Origin of the sequence: Kineosporia mesophila, from assembly GCF_021129235.1 — a bacterium.
Lineage (GTDB): Bacteria > Actinomycetota > Actinomycetes > Actinomycetales > Kineosporiaceae > Kineosporia > Kineosporia mesophila.
On the sequence record NZ_JAJOMA010000012.1, the window covers coordinates 191,564 to 210,121 of the forward strand.

The following is an 18,558-nucleotide window of genomic DNA, read 5'->3' on the forward strand; positions in this document are numbered from 1 at the left end:
GAGTGATCCGGGTCACGTCACCGATCGGCGGTCCGATCGGCGGGGTGATGGGTGCCGTACGTGATGCCCATCCGCGATCCCCGCCCCTGGTCGAGGGTGAACAGGGCCGCCATCGTGGGCGGGCAGTGCTCGGGATCGGACGGCGGGTTCAGGAAGTCCGCCTCCCACAGCAGCACGTCCTTACTGGCCACGGTGTTGTGCAGCCGGACCTTCACGTCGGCGCTGAAGGTGAGGTCAAGCATGTCCAGCAACAGCGTGCGCCGCCCGTGCAGGAAGCCCATGACCACGATCGACGCGTCCGGGTGGTACCAGTCGTCGAGCACCCGGCCGAACGTCCCGTCGGTCATCGCCCCGAGGATCTGGGTGGACTCGCGGTGCCAGACCGAGGCCGCGGTATCGGCACGAACATCGGTACGCACCTGATCTGCGGTCTCCTGCAGGCGCTTCGCCAGCACCCGGCGCCCGTCGCGCAGCCGGCTGCCCACCGTCTCGGGCAGGATCCCGCAGATCTGGCCGATCTCGCGGTACGACGACACCCCGCTGAAGTAGCGCAGCAGCATCACCTCCCGCACCGGCGCGGACAGACCGGCCATCGCCTCGCGCACCCAGTCGCGGTGTACGGCCCGCTCGAGCCGGTCTTCCGGACGGGGCCCGGGATCGGGCGGCAGCAGGGGCTCGGGGTCGGGCACCGGCACGGCCCGCCGGGCCCGCAGCTGGGCGCGGCAGTTGTTGCGCACGATCGCCTTGGCCCAGGGCCCGAACCCGTTCACGTCGCGCAGGTCGGGCAGCCGCTGCATCGCGATCAGGAGAGCGTCCTGCACCGCGTCGTCCGCGTCGTCGGTGTACCCGAGCACCGCGATCGCCGTGGCCCGCAGCGAGGCCTGGTGCCGCTGGACCAGCAGGGCGAACGCCGTCATGTCCCCGGCCCGGGCCGACCGGATCAGATGCTCGTCCGGTGCCACTTCGTCCACTGCTGCCCTCACGCCCTCTCGCCTCCTGCCGCGTCCGCTGATGTTCGCTGATGTTCGCTGACCAGGATTCTCCCGGATGAATCGGACGCAACCCCAGCGTGAGGATCGCGAAGGGGAACGGTTCTGACCGGGACCTCGGTGTCAGCCGAGTAGAGCGGTGGAGGCGCGGCCGGGCCGACGGTGACCGGAGTGTGGGGCGGCAGGTCTGCGTTGTGTACACCTGGTACATCCGGTACCGGATGTACCAGGTGTACACAACGCGTCGGCTGTCCTGCGGGTGGATGGGCAGGGCATGGTGCGGTGCCGGGGTGGACCACTGAATGAGCGCGGGTGGGAACGGAACCAGAGGATCCGATCGGCCAGATCCGGGCCCCGGCGGGAGCGCACTCAGATGGACCCCGCTGTGTTTGCCTTCGCGGGTATCGCCCTCGGGCCGCTACCGCGCCGGTCGTCCGGGGCGCTCCGGAGAAAGGGGTCGTCATCGGTGAGCCCCACCCGACCCCGATGTAGCCATGGGTATCTGTAGCATCACCCTCGGTAAAAACAATGGGGGTGGGCATGGCCAGGTACGGAAGTCGGCGGTATGCGCGCAAAGGATCGGCTCTGGTCCCGGCGCTGAGCCTGATCGTGGCCGGGGTGGTGGTGCTCGATTCGCAGCCGGCGGTCGCGGCGGTGCCACCTAGCGCGACGGCCGTTTACGACCTGGATGTCTATGCCGGTGGCACGTCGGCTTTCCCGGCGACCAACGGCATGAGCGCGGTGGAGAACATCGACTTCGACTCCTCGGGCAATCTGTACGCCGCCGACTACAACAACTTTCGTATTGTGAAGATCTCACCGTCACATGCGTTCACGGTCATCGCCGGAAACGGCGGTTACGGGAGCCCGACGCCGGGCCCGGCCACGAGCACGCCCCTGGGTTTCGTCACCGGCGTCGCGGTCGAGGCTAACGGTGACGTGCTCGCAGCCGACCCGACCAACGCGCTGGTCTACCGGATCACCGCGGCCGGTCAGCTGAGCGTCGTGGCCGGGGGCGGCGGAGGCACGCCCTCCAGCACGCCGGCCGCGGCGACGTCCGTCTCCCTGAACAGCCCGAGCAACGTCGTGGCCGACCCGTCCGGGGGCTTCTACATCGTCGAGGCGGACACAACGGGACGCGTCAGTAAGGTCAGTTCCGGTGGCCAGATCAGTGTCGTGGCCGGTGGCGGGGTCACAGCCCCCACCACCACGGCGGGTCCGGCCACCGCGATGTCGCTGAGCTTCCCCTCCTCCGCGGCCCTGGCCGCCGACGGAACCCTTTACCTCGTGGACGCCGGGACCTATGTCGAGAAAATCACCCCGGCCGGTCAGCTCAGTGTCGTGGCCGGTGACGGCACCACGGCGGCGCCCGTGCCCGGCCCGGCGACGGCGTCACCGATGGGCCCGCAGACGGTGACCCTGGACAGCGCCGGGAACCTGATCATCTCCGACAACGCCAACGGTCGCCTCGAGAAGATCACCCCGGCCGGCACGCTGAGCGTCATCGGTGGTGACGGCACGGTTTTCCCGCCACTGCCCGCGGTTCCCGGACCCCTCCTGAACTCGCCCCTGATCACGGTGTCCGGCCTGGCCGTCAACCCGCTGGACAGCGAGATCTACATCGCCAGCCGGGTCAACAGCGAGATATACCGAACCACCGTGCGCGACCTGCCCGCCGCCCCGACGGCTCTGAACGCCTCGGCCGGTGACGCGCAACTGGCCCTGACCTTCAACGCCCCAGGCAATATTGGCGGAGCCGCGATCAGCGCCTACCAGACATCCATCGACGCCGGCGCGACCTGGCAGGCTCTGGTCACCACCGGCAGCACCTCCCTGACCGGGTCCATCACGGGGCTGACCAACGGCACGACCTACACCGTGCGGGTGCGGGCCGTGAACTCGGTCGGCGCCGGACCGGCCTCGGTCCTGACCACCGCGACGCCCACGGCATCGGTGCCGCCGCCCGTTCCGTCCCTGCCTGCGCCCAGTCCGGCGGCTGCCTCCAGTACCGGTGCCGGGCGTAGCGCCCAGACCGCCCAGGTTTCCCTGCAGACGGGACAGAGCCTGTCCCTGCTCCAGAACGGCCGGGCCGTGACGCGAATCGTGGTGGACGAGGTGGGTGTCTATCTCGCCGACCCCACGACGGGAGTCATCACCTTCACCCCCGCGGTGGGATTCACCGGGGTCGCGGCGGCGGTCACGTTCCAGGTCAGCGACGCCGCCACGGGCCTTTCGGGAACGGCTCTCTACACCGTGACCGTGACCGTTCCCGCGCCGCCGTCGCTCAGCAACCTCAGCAGCACCGGTAGCGGTAGCCAGGGCATCGAGGTGGATCTCCCGGCCGACGCCACGCTGGCCCTCGTCGGCACCGACGATGTGCCCACCACCCGCGTGCCCGTCACCGGCCAGGGCGCCTACACCCTCGACGCCGTCCGCTCCCGCATCACCTTCATCCCCACGTCCGGGTTCGCCGGCCGGGCCACTCCGGTCACCTACCGTGTCAGTGACGCCTACGACCAGCACACCGACGCTCTCTACAGTGCGCGTGTGGTGGCCCCCGCACCCCCCTCACGTCCTGGCCCTCCGACACCCGCGCCGACACCGATCGACCGCTCCCACTGGGTGAAGGTTCCCCGGAACCCCAACGCCGTCCACGGAAAAGAGCGCCGCACCCAGGCATTCAACGCCTCGTTCTCCGGTATCGATGCCTACCCCATCCCCGCTCTGAAGGAACGGCAGCTGCGGCGGGGGCAGGCCACCACCCTTTCCGGGGACGGTCTGTTCACCTTCGACCGCGCCACCCTGACCGCCGAGGGCCGGTCACAGGTCAAGGCCGTCGTGCACAACCTCGAGGAGGCCGTCAGCGTCCGGTGCGAGGGGTACACCGACTACGCCGGATCCCGCCGTCACGAGATGACCCTCTCCCGCCGGCGCGCGCACGTCATATGTACGGCCCTTCGACGCTACGGGGCCGACGTCACGACCATGAGTCGCGGCTACGGGCCCCGGCGCCCGGCTGTCGTCGGCGGAAGCGCCCGCGGCCGCAAGGAGAACCGGCGCGTTGTCATCGTCACCACACGCTGACGTCGGGATCACCGGCAACGAGCGACCGGACCGCAGCACCCAGCAGCCGCTCGGTCAGGCGGGTCTCCCCGGCGTCGATCGTGGCGTCGACATCCGCCGGGGTGATGGGGGATGCCGGCGTCCTGCGACCGATGAACGCAGGCCCGGCCACTCGCGAGAGGGGGCTGAAAGAATGTCGTCGTGTTCTCCCGACCTTCCCGACGCCCCACCTTCAACCCGCCACCGGGCTGGCCGGTCCCGCCGGGCGGCTGGCGTCCGGGCCCGGGCTGGGCGCCGGACCCCTCCTGGCCACCGGCCCCCGAGGGCTGGAGGCTCTGGAAGAAGGGCCCGCTGCTCGTCCTGTCCGACGTGGTCGTGGTGCTGGTCTGTTTCGTCGCCGCACTGCTGGCCTGGGCCTTGTGGATGCGGCTGGGCCAGGAGCCCGGCGTCGACTATCCGGTCTGGCGGGTCGCGGGTCTCGTCCTGACCCTGGCCGCCGTCGGACTACCGGCCGCGTGGCTCAACTGGGGGCCGTCCGTCACGCTCGCGGTACCGCTGGGCCTGGCGGTGAGCGCCTACCAGGACTGGCACGACGACGAGACCGGCCTGTTCATGGTCGGGGTGGTGATGGTCTTCGTGGGCTCGCTGGTGGTGACGGCGGTGTCGGCCGGTCTGGCCTCGGCGGCGGGCCAGAGGCGGCGCGGGTCTTCCGTCTGACCACCAAGCTGTCGTGCCGGACGGGTTGATCCGGGCGATCGGCCCGGAACCGGGCTGATCAGGGGTGGCCGGCCCAGGTCGCGTGGTTCTCGAGGTCGACCACGAACCGGAAGGTGCCGCGCGACTCGTACTCCTGCGCGGGAACCAGGTGCCAGGTCTCGTCCTCGGGGGACTCGTCGGGTGAGGCGACGACCCCGACGAAACCCGGGGGCACGGTCTCGTGCCAGTCACCCCAGACCTGCCGGGCGATCGGGCCGGACTTTCGCACCCAGGCCGGGCGGGGCGTCTCGGGCACCTGCTGGTCGGCGGAGGCGCTCGCGGCGACGGGGATGAGCTGGGTGCGCTCGGGGAGGGGGTCGTTGCTGTCGGTCGGTGCGGTCTTCGTGGTCGCCTCGGGTGTGCTGGGACGGGGGAGTGAGGTCGCCGCCGCGAGCTGGGCTGCGAGAACGATGGTGTAGCAGTGGGGGTCGCCCTGCTGCTGGAGCTCGTGGGCCTGCTCGACCAGCTCGTCCGGGAACAGCGTCGGGAAAGTCATGGCGACGATCGCCCAGTGCCGGTCGTCGGCGCTGTGCCCGTACCATCCGGTGGGGATGCGCCAGATCTCGTGGACGCGGGCGTTCAGCTCGCGGGGCACGAAGTAGCCGGTGCCGGTGTCGGTGTGCACCCGCAGGATGCCTTCGGTGCCCACCTGGTCGAACGAACGGATGCTGCCCCAGGGGCTCAGGGGCGGCAGTTCGGTGGTGAGCATCGTTCCTCCGGTCTCGGCCTACGTGTACTACCCGTCACACGTCCAGCTCTGCGTGATGGGCAGGGCATTGACGGTAACCGAATTTGACTCGGTTGTGCACCGGTGCTGCACAACTGGTATTCGGTGCCAGGGCCGCAACATGGCTGGTGAGAAGCGGAATGGGCCGGGCGGGTTCGCAGTCTGTAACCGGCCGGCAGGTTGCCCGGACGGGAGAAGGCTTGTGATCGTGCGGCGTTGCGGAACGGGTCCACTGATTGTTCGGTCAGCGAACTGGCTCTGCGTGACCTGTGGGGCGGGACTCAGGCGTAGATCAAGGCGTCGTAAATTTTTTCTCGCGCAGCCGCCCAGACCTTGTCATCGGGGAGTGACAATGCCTGCATGGGTCCGCTGGAGCTTCCCGCCCACCTGTGCGACGCCGCGCGCCGGTCGCACGACGAGGCGTTCGGTGCGTGGGTGGACGCGTTGCCGGCCGTCGTGGCCGCGGCCGCGCAGCGGTGGTCGTTGCGGCTGGGGGATCCGTACCAGCCCGGCGGCGCCTGTTCCTGGGTGGCGCCGGCCCGGGACCCGGCGGGCCGTCGGCTGGTGCTGAAAGTCGGCTGGCGGCACGATGAAGCACAGGACGAGGCGGCCGGCCTGCGCGCGTGGGCGGGAGACGGTTCGGTGCGGTTGTACGAAAGCCGTGCCGACACGTCCACCATGATGTTTCTGCTCGAGCGCTGCGAACCCGGCACGACGTTGCGTGTACTGCCCGAGGCGGAGCAGGACGTCGTGATCGCCGGGCTGCTGACCCGGCTGTGGCAGGCGCCGGCCGGTGGGCATCCGTTCCGGCCGCTGAGCCGGATGTGCGCGGACTGGGCCGACGAGTGCGAGGCCCGGCCCACGTCGCTCGATCCCGGCCTGATCCGGGCCGGACTCGCACTCCTGCGGGAATTGCCCGTGAACGCCGAGTCTTCCGCTCTGCTGTGCACCGACCTGCACGCCGGCAACGTGATCGCCGCGCGCCGGGAACCGTGGCTGGTGATCGACCCGAAGCCGTACACCGGCGATCCGCACTACGACGTGCTGCAGCATCTGCTCAACGGCCGGGAGCGGTTGCTGGCCGACCCCCGCGCCCTGGCCCACCGGATGGCCGACCTGACCGGTCTCGACCGCGACCGGGTGGTGGCCTGGCTGTTCGCCCGTAGCGTGCGGGAATCCTTCGAGCAGAAGGAGCTTCGACCGGTCGCCGCCGCGCTGGCTTCGCTGGTGTGAGGGTCAGGCATCGTCGGCGACGGTCAGGTCGAGCGCGGTGATGAGCGCCTGGGCGAGCTGGTGTTCCTGATCCGGGCTGATGATCGCGCCGGAGAGACGGGACGCGCCGATCACTCTGCTGAGGTCGCTACCGCGCAGGTCCAGGTGTCGGTACCTCCCGGGCCCGAACTCGGCCTCTGGCAGTTCGCAGTTCTCGATGGCGGCCTTCTCGAGCGTGCACGCGTCGAACCGCGCTTCGGTCAGCCGGCAGTTCGTGAAGATGACCGGGCCGGCCGCCCGGACCCGGGTGAAGGTGGCGTAGTCCAGGCGGCAGCTGTCGAACAGTACGTGGTCGAGCGTGCAGTCCTCGAACGTGGCGCCCATGAGGCGGCATCCGCGAAAGGCCACGCGCGTGAGCCGGCTGTTCTCACTACGCAGCGCGGTGAAGGTGCAATCGGTCAGGAGCACCGACTGCAGGTGGGTTCCGGCGGCCAGGAGTACTCGCTGTGCCTCGACTCCGTCCAGGATCCCGGCCCGTAGGAGCAGGCCGGTCAGGTCGAGATCACGCACCTGGCCGGCAAAGGTGAACTCCGCGATCGAGCCGTCGTCGGCGTCCAGGGATGCGAGGGCGGTGAGGTCGCCGGCGTCCAGGTTCGGGACGGCGATGCGATGGCGGCTGTTCACGATGTGCTCCTGCGGTGTCTCGGGCTGACGTCACTCAGGGATGCGAGCGAGAGCAGCTTCTGCTCGCTCTCGCTGCCGGGGGTCGCGGAGAACATGGCCAGGAACTGGGACTGGTCGGGGTCCATCAGGATCTGCACCTGCACGGTCACGATTACCAGGTCCTGATGTTGCAGGCACATCGGGGTACAGTGCGCGCCCGTCCGGGCACGATCCACCCGGCCAGTATCCCCGTCCCGGGCTCATCCGGGGACGGTCCGTCCCTGGATAGCCCGCGCTGCCCCTGGTGTGCTCGGACCATGACGAACACCTCCGCCACCCCCGGGCGCGTCCAGCTGCGCGGCATCGACTTCGCCTACCGCAGCCAGGGCGGTCAAGAGCTCGGCCCGGTCGTCCTCGACGCGCACGGGCTCACCTCCAGCATGCGTGGCGCGCTCGGTGACCCCGCCCACCCGATCGAGAGTGCGCAGCGGCCGGCGCGGACCCTCCCGGACGCCGAGCTGGTGGTCACCGAGACCTACGACGAGATGCTGCGGTGGGGTGAGCGCATCGCCACGTTCCTGGCGTGAGGCCGGCTCCCGCGCGAAGGGGCGCACCGACCGATGCAACGTCCACGCCCGGTTCCCCGTCTGACGGGAGCATGATGTCCGGACCGGGCATCTGCGCACCGGCCGGGACGGTTACGATCGCGGCCGGGCAGAGACGGCTACACAGTCTGGAGACATGGTGGGCTTGTTCGACAAGATCCGCGGCGAGCTGGTCGACATCATCGAGTGGCTCGACGACAGCCGGGACACGATGGTCTACCGGTTCCCGCGCTACCAGAACGAGATCAAGATGGGCGCCAAGCTCATCGTGCGGGAGTCGCAGACGGCGGTCTTCGTCAACGAGGGCACCATCGCCGACGTGTTCCAGCCGGGCACCTACACGCTCGAGACCCAGAACATGCCCGTGCTGAGCACGCTCAAGGGCTGGAAGTACGGTTTCAACTCGCCCTTCAAGGCTGAGGTCTACTTCGTCAGCACCCGGCAGTTCACCGAGCTGAAGTGGGGCACGCAGAACCCCATCATGATGCGCGACGCCGACTTCGGCATGGTCCGCGTGCGGGCCTTCGGCGGATTCTCGGCCCGCGTGGTCGACCCGGGCAAGTTCCTCAAGGAGCTCGTCGGCACCGACGGCCTCTTCAAGACCGACGAGGTCAAGGAATACCTGCGCCAGATGATCGTCGGGCGCCTGGCCGGGGCCCTGGCCCACGCGCAGGTGGCCGTGCTGGACCTGGCGGCCAACCAGGAGGCGATCGCGGCCCGCCTGGCCGGGACGCTGACCGAGGAACTGGCCCCCTCCGGCATCGCGATCCCGAAGTTCATCATCGAGAACGTCTCGCTCCCGCCCGAGGTCGAGCAGGCGATGGACAAGCGCACCCAGATGGGTGTGCTCGGCGACCTGAACAAGTACACGCAGTTCCAGACCGCCAACGCGATCGAGAACGCCTCGAACAACCCCGGCGGAGCAGGGGACGCGATGGGCATCGGTCTGGGTGTCGGGCTGGGTCAGCAGGCGGCCGCCTCGATGTACCAGCAGCAGGCCACGCCGCCGCCCGCCCCGGCCGCCGCCGCGCCGGCCCCGCCGGTCGCTGCTCCCGCGGGCCCGCCGCCGCTGCCGACAGCCGTGCAGTGGTACATCGCGGCCAACGGCCAGCAGGTCGGCCCGCTGGACGAGTCCGGTCTGCAGAGCCAGGTCTCGGGTGGTCACCTCGCGGCGACCACGCTGGTGTGGCGGGCCGGGATGGCCGAGTGGACACCCGCGTCCTCGGTTCCCGAGATCGCCCGCCTGCTGTCGCAGGGCCCGCCGCCGCTGCCCCCGCAGTAGGCACGGGCCCCATCACCGGACGAGACGCGAACAGGTCAGGGAATGACGGACGACAGCAGTAGCAGCACGGCGCCGCAGTACAGCCAGCAGCAGTACCCGTGTGCCTCCTGCGGCGCCCGGCTCACCTTCGCGGCGGGCACCACCGCCCTGAAGTGCCCCTACTGCGGGTTCGAGCAGGAGGTGGTCCAGGACGCCGACCGGCAGGTGCGTGAGTACTCGTTCGACCAGTGGCTGGCCACCGCGAAGGACAAGCCGGTCACCCAGATCGCCCCGCACACGGTGACCTGCTCCGGCTGCGGCGCCCGCAGCGAGACCGACAAGCTGTCGGACGCCTGCCCGTTCTGCGGCGCCGCCGTCGTGGTCGAGCCGGACGCCGACGTGATGATCACGCCGGAGGGTGTGCTGCCGTTCGCGATCCCCCCGGCCAAGGCGATGGACCTGTTCCAGGGCTGGGTGAAGAGCCGCTGGTTCGCGCCCAACTCGCTCACGGCGCTCGCGGCCCGGGAAGGACTGCAGGGCACCTACCTGCCGTTCTGGACGTACGACAGTGACACCACGACCGTCTACCACGGTCAGCGGGGCGACTACTACTACGTGACCGAGACCTACCGCGACTCCGACGGTGAGGAGCAGGAACGTCAGGTCCGCCGCACGCGCTGGAGCCCGGTCTACGGCACGGTGCAGCGCATCTTCGACGACGTCCTGGTCTCGGCGGTGAAGAACCTTCCCGTCGACAAGGTGGACAAGCTCGAGCCGTGGGACCTGCCCGTGGTGGTGCCCTACCGGCCGGAGTACCTGGCCGGCTACCAGACGATGCGCTACGAGATGGAGCCGCCCGAGGGCCTGCAGCGGTTCCAGCAGGTCGCGCAGAACCAGATCGAGGACGACTGCCGCGACGACATCGGCGGTGACGAGCAGCGGGTCAGCTCGACCGACACCGAGTGGAACTCGGTGACCTTCAAGCTGCTCCTGCTGCCGGTGTGGCTCGCGGCCTACCGCTTCGACAACCGGGTCTGGCAGGTGATGATCAACGCCCGCACCGGTGAGGTGACCGGTGACCGTCCCTACAGCGTCGCGAAGATCGTGTCCGCGGTCCTGGCCGCTCTCGTCGTGGTGGCGGCCCTGGTGCTCGCCTACACCCTGGTGAAGGGTCGGTAAACCCTTCGGGCAGTAGTGAAGACGTCGTCCTTCGGGCCGCTCTACCCGCTGAGCCGCGCCGGGATCGCCGGCCGGTACAGAGTCCCGGCCCTAGGAAGCCGGTACCTCGTAGATCGCCCGGGCCGGCCGCACGATGGCCGGGCCGTTGCCCGGGTCTTCGTGGAAGGCCAGGGCGGCGGCCCCGACGGCGGCCGCATCGGCGATGTGGGCGGCCAGGGTGACGTTCACACCGTGCGGCCGGGCGGCGTAAAGGTCGGTGTGGAGCCGTTCTTCGAGAACCGTCACGTAGAGGGAACCGGCCGTGCTGAACGAGGGTCCGGCCAGCGCGAGCGAGTCGATGTCCAGCAGGTCGGCGACCGTGACCACGGCGTCGGCCAGGTAGTGCGCGGACTCCTCGACCAGTTCCACGGCCAGGGCGTCGCCGTGCACCGCGGCCGAGGCGACCACCCCGAAGTCGCGGAAGGGATCGCCGTCGTCGGTGAGCGCGATCGTTGACTCCCGGCCGGTGGCCAGGGCGGCGCGGGCCTGGCGGGCCACGGCGTGAGGGGCGGCCAGGTCTTCCAGGGCGGGCCCGGCATCACGTCCGGAGCGGTGCAGATGCAGCCGGCCCAGTGGTCCGGGATTGCCCCCGGCCCCGCGGTGGACGGCTCCGTCGAGGATGAAACCGGCGCCGATCCCGGCGCCCATGTAAAGGGTGCAGTGCGCGGCGGCGTCGGCCGTGCGCCCGCTCCAGTGCTCCCCGACGGCGGCCGCGGTGGCGTCGGTGTCCATCACCACCGGCACCCCCAGGGCCTGGACCAGGGCGTCGCGCACGGCGTGCCCGCCCCAGAGCGGCAGTGTGCGGGAGGCCCGGATCGCCCCGGCGTCCAGGTCGATCGTGCCGGGCACCGCCAGCCCGGCCCCGACCAGCTGGTCCGGGGTGATGGCGGTGGCGCGCAGCAGAGTGTTCACGTGGGCCGCGACCACGGTGACGACCTGGGTGGGGTCGTCCTGGCGGGCCCCGCGGGCCCGGACCCGCCCGACCACGGCGCCCCGCGCGTCCATAATCACCACCACGATCCAGTCCGCGCCCAGCTGCACCCCCACGGCGCACCGCGCCCGCGGCGAGATGGTCAGCATGACGCGGGGTTTGCCGCCGGTGCGCTCTCGCTGCCCGCTCTCCCGCACCAGGCCGTCGTCCAGCAGCGACCGCACGGCGTGGGTGATGGCCGCCGGGGTGAGGCCGGTGATCTCGGCCATCTCGACCCGGCTGATCGGGGAACGGGTGCGGATCAGGTCGAGGACCAGGCGCCGCGTCGAGGTCCGGGGGGCCCGGCGGGGTGATCTCGGCATCTCCGACCCGGCGTCCGCTCCGTACACGGACAGAAGCATTACACGGTTCCCGCTGCCGGTTCGCCAGGTTATCGGCGGGCCGGGCGTGACATTCTGATCGCATGACTTCGCTGGCGAGGTCCGGCCCCGGTCCCCGGGTCGGCATGGCGCTGCTGCCGATCAACGACGACGGCGGCCTGGAACCCTTCTACGCCGATCTGCTGGCCGGGATGGAAGAGGAGCTGGACCGTCACGACGGCACGGTGTTCCTGCACGTCGTGCCCGACCTGGACGCCGAGATCCTGGCCTACCGGCGATGGGTGGACGAGGGCCTGGTCGACGCGGTGGTCGTCTCCGACCTGGTCGACGGCGACCCCCGCCAGGCCGTGTGCGCCGGGCTGGGTCTGCCCGCCGTGCACATCGGCGGGGATCCGGCCTCGGGTCAGTCGGGTCAGTGGGTGGTCGGTTACGACAACGCCAGCGCCATGCGCGCGGCGGTGGAGCACCTGACCGGGCTGGGGCACCGGCGCCTCGCCTGGGTCTCCGGGCCCGACCGGTACCGGCACACCCGCGACCGGGCCGCGGCGTTCGCGCAGGCCGTGGCCGCCGCCGGGGGCGAGGGCACCCGGTGGGAGGGCGACTACGGTGCGGCCACCGGGGCCGCCCTCACCGGCGAGCTGCTCGCGGTCGACCCGCGTCCCACCGCCGTGGTCTACGACAACGACCTGATGGCCGTGGCCGGCCTGAAAGCCGCCCAGCGCCTGGGTCTTCAGGTGCCGCGCGACCTGTCCGTCCTGGCCTGGGACGACTCGGCCAACAGCCGGATCTGTCATCCACCGCTGTCGGTGGTCAGCCGCGACGTGCACGAGCTCGGGGTGCTCACCGCCGGCCTGCTGCTGCGGGCCGTGCGCGGTGAGACCCCCGCTCTCGAGTCGCCGCCGGTCGCCCAGGTCGTGGCCCGCGCCTCGACCGCCCCGCCGGGCTGATCTCATCCGCTCCGCACGAGAGCGGTGAGGGCCGAGACCACTTCTGGCACCGGGAGGGTGGCGTCCAGCACATCGTCGAACGCGCCCGTCTCCCGCAGGTGCGCGATGTTGTCCAGATGGCTGGGGAGCCAGTGCACGTTCGACCAGCCCTCCTCCCGTTCCCGGTGCGCGGCCCGCTCCCGCATCACCGACTCCGGCAGGTCCAGCAGCACCAGACGCCAGTCCCTCTCCCGCAACAACGCGAGGTCCTCGTCGTCCAGCAGGCTGTAGGCGAGCACGACGTCGTCCAGCCGCGACGTCTCCCGCAGAATCCGCCGCGTCAGGACGCGTTTGGCCGCGAAGGATGATGGCCACAGGCCGCCGTTGAGCTGCTTCAGCTCCTCGTCCAGGTCCAGGACGGGCCCATCGAGAGCCTTCCGCAGCGGCGCCATCAGCGTGGTCTTCCCGGCGCAGGGGGCGCCCAGGAGAAACAGCCTCACGGTACGACGGTGGCGTGCAGCACGAGGGCCTGGGCCGGCCACAGGGTGGGGAGCTGGAGCCCGACGACGTCGAGGACCCGCCCGGTCAGCACCACCTCGCCGTGGGACAGCCAGCCCGGGGTGATCCAGCCCCAGCGGGAGGGCCCGATCTCGTCACGCACCCGCACCCGGTAGTGACGCTCGGGGTCGAGGCCGGGCAGCCGCACCGGTTCGGGGCGGGCGTCTTCCAGCGACGCCACCGTGGCCACGGTCCAGACCCCGGCACTGCGGTCGGTGGCGACCACCCCGCGCACGCGCAGCGCCGGGTCGCGGACGTCGGCGTGCACCACGGTGCCGCTGTGCAGCAGCGGCCGCAGTTCCCGGTAGAGGCCGGCGAAACGCTGGAGCTGGGCCACCTGTTCCGGGTCGCAGTCCAGCACGTTCCATTCGAACCCGGCCGAGCCCATCAGGCTCGTGGCCAGCCGGTACGAAAGGTCCACGGTACGGCCGGAACTGTGCGCGGTGGGCGGGCCCACGTGCGCGCCGATCAGTTCCGGCGGCAGGAGCAGCTCGGTCCAGCGCTGGATGTCCTGGCGCTCCACCGCGTCGTTGGAGTCGCTGGCCCACACCCGGTCGGTCACCTCGAGCACCCCGAGGTCACAGCGGGCCCCGCCCGAGGAGCACGACTCGATCTCCAGCCCCGGATGGCGGCCCTTGAGCTCGGCCATCAGCCGCAGGGCCGCCGTGGTCTGGGCGTGCACGCCCGGGCGACCCTCGTGCCGGGCGTCCACCAGGTCGCGGTTGTGGTCCCACTTGATGAACGCCAGGCCCAGGCCGGAGACCAGGGCGCTCATCCGTTCGAGCACGTGGGCGTACGCCGGCGGGTGGGCCAGGTCGAGCACGTACTGCGTGCGCCAGGAAAGGTCTTCGGGGGAGGGAACCCCGGACGCATCGTGCAGCAGCCACTCCGGGTGGGCACGGGCCAGATCGGAGTCCAGACTCACCATCTCGGGCTCGAACCACAGCCCGAACTGCATCCCGAGCTCGCGCACCCGGTCGGCCAGGGGCTCCAGCCCCTCCGGCCAGACGGTGCGGTCCACCTCCCAGTCGCCCAGACCACGGGTGTCGTCGCGCCGCGCCGGGAACCAGCCGTCGTCCAGCACGAACCGCTCCACGCCGATCTCGGCGGCCCGCTCGGCCAGGCGCCCGACGGTGGCCGGGTCGTGGTCGAAATAAACGGCTTCCCACGTGTTCAGTACCAGAGGACGAGGTGTCCGGGGATGCTGGGGACGCGAGCGGAGGTAGGTGTGGAACCGTTCGGTGATCCCGTCCAGACCCACCGGCGACCAGGCGAACCACGCCGTCGGGGAGGCGTACTCGTCACCGGCGCCCAGCCGGACCTCGCCCGGGCGCAGGAGTTCCCCGGCCCCCAGCAGGGTGGGGTTGTCGGGCAGCCGGTCGGTGCGGTAGGTGACATCGGCGCTCCAGGCCAGGTGCACGGCCCAGACCTCGCCGGAACGGGACCTCGCCGGGCCGTCGGAAAGGGCCAGCAGCCAGGGCTGATCGTGCCCGGGCCGGCCCCGCCGGGTCTGGCGGGCCAGCGACCCCCGGCCCAGCGGCGATCGCTGCGGCGACTTCTCCCGGGTCCACCGCCCGGAGAACGTGGTGACGTCGTCGGCCCGGGTGGGCACCGGCACAGTGGCCTCGAGCCACTGCACCTCCACCTCGTCCTGCGCTGCCAGTGTGTGCTGAACCCCCAGCAACCCACCGGGTTCCAGGTGCAGCCGGGTGGTCAGGCGCAACCCGGCGGCCCGATCGTGCAACCGGGCGAGGATCTCGTGATCGGTGACGTCGACGCCGGCCGGCTGCCAGCGGGGGATCAGCGGCACCCCGGCCCGCACGAGCAGCAGGCCCGGGCGACCCGGCCAGCCGTCCGGCTCGACCGGCAACAGCCCCGGCCGCCAGGTCGCGTCGAGCGTGCCCGGACGGGTCTGGCGCTCGTCGGCGTCGGTCAGCGCGGTCAGGTCGTCGGCTTGTAGCGGGCCGGGGTCGGCGCCCCAGTGCTGCACGACCGGCGGGGCGTCCACCGGATGGCGGACGAGGACGGCGACTCCGTCACGGCGAATGATGGACGAGGGGGTGGGCATGGTGCTCCTTGACGTGAATCCGGTGGAAGATACTTTCGTTCCTACGTGTTCATCGGCAGAACCTTCTGCCGCGCAGCGACAACCGGCTCGGCGTGCACCAGCGGCGACCGCAGCACCACCAGCGCCCCACCCACGGCCGCGGCCGTCCCGGCATCGGGGGAGACCAGCACCCGCACCGGCCGCAACAACCGCGCCAGCGCCCCGCGCTCGGCCGCCCGGGTGGCAGCCTCGGCGTACAGCGGCCCCGCCGTCACCAGGGCCGGACCGGACAGCACCACGGTGTCGAGGTCGAACAGGTTCATCAGGGTGACCACGGCGTCGGCCAGGCGCTCGGCCGAGGCCCGCAGCAGATCCGCGGCCGCCCCGTCACCCTGCCCGGAGGCCACGACCAGCTTCTCGAAGTCGGACAGGGTGTCGTCCAGGCGCCCCGACAACCGCAGCCGGGTCCGCACCCGCCGATCGGCCATCGCCCGGGCCACCACGGCCGCCGGTCCGGCCGTGACCTCCGCACAGCCCCGGTTCCCGCAGCCGCACACCGCCCCCGCCGGATCCAGCGGAACATGGCCGATCTCCACCGGATTCGCGGTCGGGCCACCGAAGGACTCGGCGCCGAGCACCACCCCGCCCCCGATGCCCCCACCCACCCAGACGACCCCGAAGGTGTCCACGTCCAGCGACCCCGTCCACTGCTCACCGACCGCCGCCGCGGTCGCGTCGTTCTCCAGCAGCACCGGCAGCGCGAGCAGCCCGGCCAGCGTCGTGGTCAGCGGGAACCGCTGCCAGGCCCGGGTCGGCTGCGAGGTCAGGACCATGCCGCGCTCGCGGTCCTGCGGACCGTGGGTGACCAGCCCCAGGCCGAGCACCCGCTCACGGGGTACCGCCGTCGCGGTCAGCAGGTGCTCGACGTGGGCGGCCAGCGCGGTCAGCGTGACCTGCGGCGGTCCGTCGCCGACGCCCGGCGACCGCGTGCCGGCCAGCTGCCGGCCGGTGAAGTCGGTGACGACGGTGGTCGTCGTGGACCGCGAGAGCTGAACGCCCACGGCGTACCAGGCGTCCGCCGCGAGCTCCAGCAGACGCCGCGGCGAGCCGATCGCGCCGGGACGCCGCCCGGTCTCCCGCACCAGCCCGCCGGCCAGCAGATCACGGACGATGTTGGTGATCGTCGCGGCGGTCAGCCCGGCCCGCTGCGCCAGTTCCACGCGGCTGACCGGCCCGGCGGTACGGATCAGATCGAGGACGAGGGCGGGCGTCGTGGTGGCCAAGGGGCTCCCTCGGGACGTGTTTCGCGGGGTTCACGGCAGGTCAGGGGCGCGCTTGTCGCCGGTGACCGGCGCCGTCGCGGTGTCCCGAGACCTATATTGACATACTAAATTTACCAACGTAAGAATTGCGTCAACCGCAATGCAGCGGGGACGAGCCGCCGCTCACGACGTGGCGGTGGACGAAAGGACCAAGGATGTTCCTTACGGCGAAGAGGGCTCGCCCCCGTACGGGCCGGGCCCTCGGCTTGACAGCAGGACTGGTGGTGGCCGGTCTGCTCGCGACCGGATGCTCGGGCAGCAGTGGTAACGGCAGCGGATCCGGGGGCGGCACCACCACCCTGGTCGCCTACACCGGCCAGTCCGGCGACTACCAGATCAACTTCAACCCGTTCTCGCCGACCCAGATCGGTGGCGGCGCGGCGATCTACGAGCAGCTGTTCTTCATCAACAAGGCCGGCTCCGGCGACCCGGAACCGCTGCTGGGCACCGACTACTCCTGGAACGACGAGGGCACGCAGCTGTCGGTCACCCTGCGGGACGGGGTGAAATGGACCGACGGGGAGGCGTTCACCGCCGACGACGTGGCCTTCACCTTCGGCCTGCTGAAGAAGCACGCCGCGCTCAACTCGATCGGCTACGACGGTTCGGCCAAGGCGGTCGACGACACCCACGTCGTCTTCACCTTCGACAAGCCGGCCTACACCCAGGGGCCGGACGTGCTCGGCAACACCTACATCGTGCCCGAGCACCTGTGGAAAGACGTCAACCCCGAGACCGACGTGATGGAGAAGCCGGTCGGTACCGGGCCTCTCAAGCTCGGTGATTTCAAGGCCCAGGCCTTCACCTACGTCGCCAACGAGGACTACTGGGGCGGCGCCCCGGCGATCAAGACGGTCCGGTTCCTGTCCCTGTCGGGCAACACCGCGGGCGCCGACGGCGTCGCGGCCGGCACGATCGACTGGCAGACCGGCCCGGTGCCGAACATCGACAAGGTCGCCGAGACCTACCCGGGCTATGGCTCAGCCACCGTCAACCAGAGCCAGACGGCGCTGCTGACCTGCTCCAGCAAGGACATGGGCTGCGCGGGCCCGCAGACCGACCCGGCCGTGCGCCGCGCGATCTACCACGCGATCGACCGTAAGCAGCTGAACGCGCTGGCTTTCCAGAACACCTCGAGCGAGATCTCGCCCACGTTCGTGCTGACCTCGAACCAGAAGGACCTGATCTCCTCCTCGATCGAGCAGCCCGTGGCCCCGGAGACGGCCGACGTCGCCGCGGCCACCTCGGAGCTCGAGGGCGCCGGCTGGAGCAAGGGCAGCGACGGCATCTATGCCAAGGGCGGGGAGAAGCTCTCGCTCACGGTCGAGGTGGTCACCGGCTGGACCGACTACATCACCGCCGTGCAGACCATGGCCCAGCAGCTGAAGAAGGCCGGCATCGAACTGAAGGTGGCCCAGTCGTCCTGGAACGAGTGGACCGAGAAGAAGACCCAGGGCAAGTACGAGCTGGCCATCGACTCCCTGTACCAGGGCTCGGCGCCCGACCCGTACTACGTCTACAACAACTTCTTCGCCTCCTCGGCCGGGGCCAAGGTCGGAAAGACGTCGGGCAACAACGTCTCCCGCTTCTCCGACCCGGACGTCGACGCCGCGATCAAGTCGCTGCGCCAGCTCCCGCAGGACGACAAGGCGGCCCGGCAGCCCTTCCTCGACACGATCGAGCAGAAGATCGTCGAGGACATGCCCTACATCCCGGTGCTCACCGGCGGTACGACCAGCGAGTGGAGCACCAAGAAGTTCACCGGCTGGCCCAGCGACGACAACATGTACGCGGTGCCCGCGGTCTGGTCGAAGAACGACTTCGCGGCCATCATCAAGAACCTGAAGCCGGCCTCCTAGCCGAAACCCCGTCCGTGATCAGGCCGAACCTCCCCGCAATG

17 protein-coding genes are annotated in these 18,558 nt (G+C 70.7%); 8 read left to right on the forward strand and 9 right to left on the reverse strand.

All coding sequences use genetic code 11. From position 1 onward, the window contains the following. Positions 1-17: 17 nt before the first annotated feature. The gene (locus tag LR393_RS18650) at positions 18-983 is read right to left on the reverse strand and encodes an RNA polymerase sigma factor (RefSeq protein WP_231485231.1); all 966 of its coding nucleotides are present in this window, start codon (positions 981-983) and stop codon (positions 18-20) included. A 546-nt stretch (positions 984-1,529) separates the two neighbouring features. Between LR393_RS18650 and LR393_RS18655 the strand changes: the two genes are divergently transcribed. After that, positions 1,530-4,073, forward strand: coding sequence for an NHL domain-containing protein (locus LR393_RS18655; protein ID WP_231485232.1), 2,544 nt, complete (start codon positions 1,530-1,532; stop codon positions 4,071-4,073). Here the strand turns inward: LR393_RS18655 and LR393_RS18660 are convergent. Next, positions 4,060-4,224 (reverse strand): hypothetical protein, encoded by a 165-nt coding sequence (locus LR393_RS18660; protein WP_231485233.1) that lies wholly within the window; start codon positions 4,222-4,224, stop codon positions 4,060-4,062. The genes LR393_RS18655 and LR393_RS18660 overlap by 14 nt on opposite strands. Before the next feature lie 29 nt (positions 4,225-4,253). Between LR393_RS18660 and LR393_RS18665 the strand changes: the two genes are divergently transcribed. Next, complete coding sequence (locus LR393_RS18665) at positions 4,254-4,769, forward strand: hypothetical protein (RefSeq protein ID WP_231485234.1); 516 nt, start codon at positions 4,254-4,256, stop codon at positions 4,767-4,769. Between the two features lie 58 nt (positions 4,770-4,827). Here LR393_RS18665 and LR393_RS18670 read toward each other — a convergent pair whose 3' ends face one another. Beyond that, complete coding sequence (locus LR393_RS18670) at positions 4,828-5,517, reverse strand: DUF7007 domain-containing protein (RefSeq protein WP_231485235.1); 690 nt, start codon at positions 5,515-5,517, stop codon at positions 4,828-4,830. Positions 5,518-5,895: 378 nt separating this feature from the next. Here LR393_RS18670 and LR393_RS18675 point away from each other — a divergent pair, with 378 nt between their 5' ends. Beyond that, complete coding sequence (locus LR393_RS18675) at positions 5,896-6,768, forward strand: aminoglycoside phosphotransferase family protein (RefSeq protein ID WP_231485236.1); 873 nt, start codon at positions 5,896-5,898, stop codon at positions 6,766-6,768. 3 nt (positions 6,769-6,771) lie between these two features. Here LR393_RS18675 and LR393_RS18680 read toward each other — a convergent pair whose 3' ends face one another. Then, positions 6,772-7,431 carry a pentapeptide repeat-containing protein gene (locus LR393_RS18680; protein ID WP_231485237.1) on the reverse strand — a complete coding sequence of 220 codons (660 nt, stop codon included), beginning with the start codon at positions 7,429-7,431 and terminating at the stop codon, positions 6,772-6,774. Then, the gene (locus tag LR393_RS18685; protein WP_231485238.1) at positions 7,428-7,610 is read right to left on the reverse strand and encodes a hypothetical protein; all 183 of its coding nucleotides are present in this window, start codon (positions 7,608-7,610) and stop codon (positions 7,428-7,430) included. The genes LR393_RS18680 and LR393_RS18685 overlap by 4 nt, the downstream gene beginning before the upstream one ends. A 117-nt stretch (positions 7,611-7,727) precedes the next feature. Here LR393_RS18685 and LR393_RS18690 point away from each other — a divergent pair, with 117 nt between their 5' ends. From LR393_RS18690 to LR393_RS18700, 3 genes are all read left to right on the forward strand, one after another. After that, a complete protein-coding gene (locus LR393_RS18690; protein WP_231485239.1) occupies positions 7,728-7,997 on the forward strand; it encodes a hypothetical protein in 270 nt (89 codons plus the stop codon). Positions 7,998-8,154: 157 nt separating this feature from the next. Next, positions 8,155-9,297 (forward strand): SPFH domain-containing protein, encoded by a 1,143-nt coding sequence (locus LR393_RS18695; RefSeq protein ID WP_345718651.1) that lies wholly within the window; start codon positions 8,155-8,157, stop codon positions 9,295-9,297. Between the two features lie 42 nt (positions 9,298-9,339). Then, a complete protein-coding gene (locus tag LR393_RS18700) occupies positions 9,340-10,455 on the forward strand; it encodes a hypothetical protein (RefSeq protein WP_231485241.1) in 1,116 nt (371 codons plus the stop codon). A 90-nt stretch (positions 10,456-10,545) separates the two neighbouring features. Here the strand turns inward: LR393_RS18700 and LR393_RS18705 are convergent, their stop codons facing one another. After that, on the reverse strand, positions 10,546-11,826 hold the full coding sequence (locus LR393_RS18705) for an ROK family transcriptional regulator (RefSeq protein ID WP_231485242.1): 1,281 nt from the start codon (positions 11,824-11,826) through the stop codon (positions 10,546-10,548). 62 nt (positions 11,827-11,888) lie between these two features. On the opposite strand from LR393_RS18705, the gene LR393_RS18710 reads away from it, so the two are divergent. Next, on the forward strand, positions 11,889-12,752 hold the full coding sequence (locus tag LR393_RS18710) for a LacI family DNA-binding transcriptional regulator (protein WP_231485243.1): 864 nt from the start codon (positions 11,889-11,891) through the stop codon (positions 12,750-12,752). A 2-nt stretch (positions 12,753-12,754) separates the two neighbouring features. Here the strand turns inward: LR393_RS18710 and LR393_RS18715 are convergent, their stop codons facing one another. The 3 genes from LR393_RS18715 to LR393_RS18725 are packed head-to-tail and all read right to left on the reverse strand — an operon-like array spanning position 12,755 to position 16,619. Beyond that, entirely contained in the window at positions 12,755-13,231 is a 477-nt protein-coding gene (locus tag LR393_RS18715) for an AAA family ATPase (RefSeq protein ID WP_231485244.1), read from the reverse strand. Beyond that, positions 13,228-15,357, reverse strand: coding sequence for an alpha-galactosidase (locus tag LR393_RS18720; protein WP_231485245.1), 2,130 nt, complete (start codon positions 15,355-15,357; stop codon positions 13,228-13,230). The genes LR393_RS18715 and LR393_RS18720 overlap by 4 nt, the downstream gene beginning before the upstream one ends. Before the next feature lie 41 nt (positions 15,358-15,398). Next, positions 15,399-16,619, reverse strand: coding sequence for an ROK family transcriptional regulator (locus LR393_RS18725; protein ID WP_231485246.1), 1,221 nt, complete (start codon positions 16,617-16,619; stop codon positions 15,399-15,401). 245 nt (positions 16,620-16,864) lie between these two features. Between LR393_RS18725 and LR393_RS18730 the strand changes: the two genes are divergently transcribed. After that, positions 16,865-18,517, forward strand: coding sequence for an ABC transporter substrate-binding protein (locus tag LR393_RS18730; RefSeq protein WP_231485247.1), 1,653 nt, complete (start codon positions 16,865-16,867; stop codon positions 18,515-18,517). The last annotated feature ends 41 nt before the right edge of the window (positions 18,518-18,558 follow it).

What these genes read in the sequence shown, in the direction of transcription:
- LR393_RS18685 (WP_231485238.1), bottom strand. Translation starts at nt 7,610, where the DNA reads ATGTGCCTGCAACATCAGGACCTGGTAATCGTGACCGTGCAGGTGCAG.
- LR393_RS18700 (WP_231485241.1), top strand. Translation starts at nt 9,340, where the DNA reads ATGACGGACGACAGCAGTAGCAGCACGGCGCCGCAGTACAGCCAGCAG.
- LR393_RS18655 (WP_231485232.1), top strand. Translation starts at nt 1,530, where the DNA reads ATGGCCAGGTACGGAAGTCGGCGGTATGCGCGCAAAGGATCGGCTCTG.
- LR393_RS18690 (WP_231485239.1), top strand. Translation starts at nt 7,728, where the DNA reads ATGACGAACACCTCCGCCACCCCCGGGCGCGTCCAGCTGCGCGGCATC.
- LR393_RS18675 (WP_231485236.1), top strand. Translation starts at nt 5,896, where the DNA reads ATGGGTCCGCTGGAGCTTCCCGCCCACCTGTGCGACGCCGCGCGCCGG.
- LR393_RS18705 (WP_231485242.1), bottom strand. Translation starts at nt 11,826, where the DNA reads ATGCTTCTGTCCGTGTACGGAGCGGACGCCGGGTCGGAGATGCCGAGA.
- LR393_RS18670 (WP_231485235.1), bottom strand. Translation starts at nt 5,517, where the DNA reads ATGCTCACCACCGAACTGCCGCCCCTGAGCCCCTGGGGCAGCATCCGT.
- LR393_RS18710 (WP_231485243.1), top strand. Translation starts at nt 11,889, where the DNA reads ATGACTTCGCTGGCGAGGTCCGGCCCCGGTCCCCGGGTCGGCATGGCG.
- LR393_RS18720 (WP_231485245.1), bottom strand. Translation starts at nt 15,357, where the DNA reads ATGCCCACCCCCTCGTCCATCATTCGCCGTGACGGAGTCGCCGTCCTC.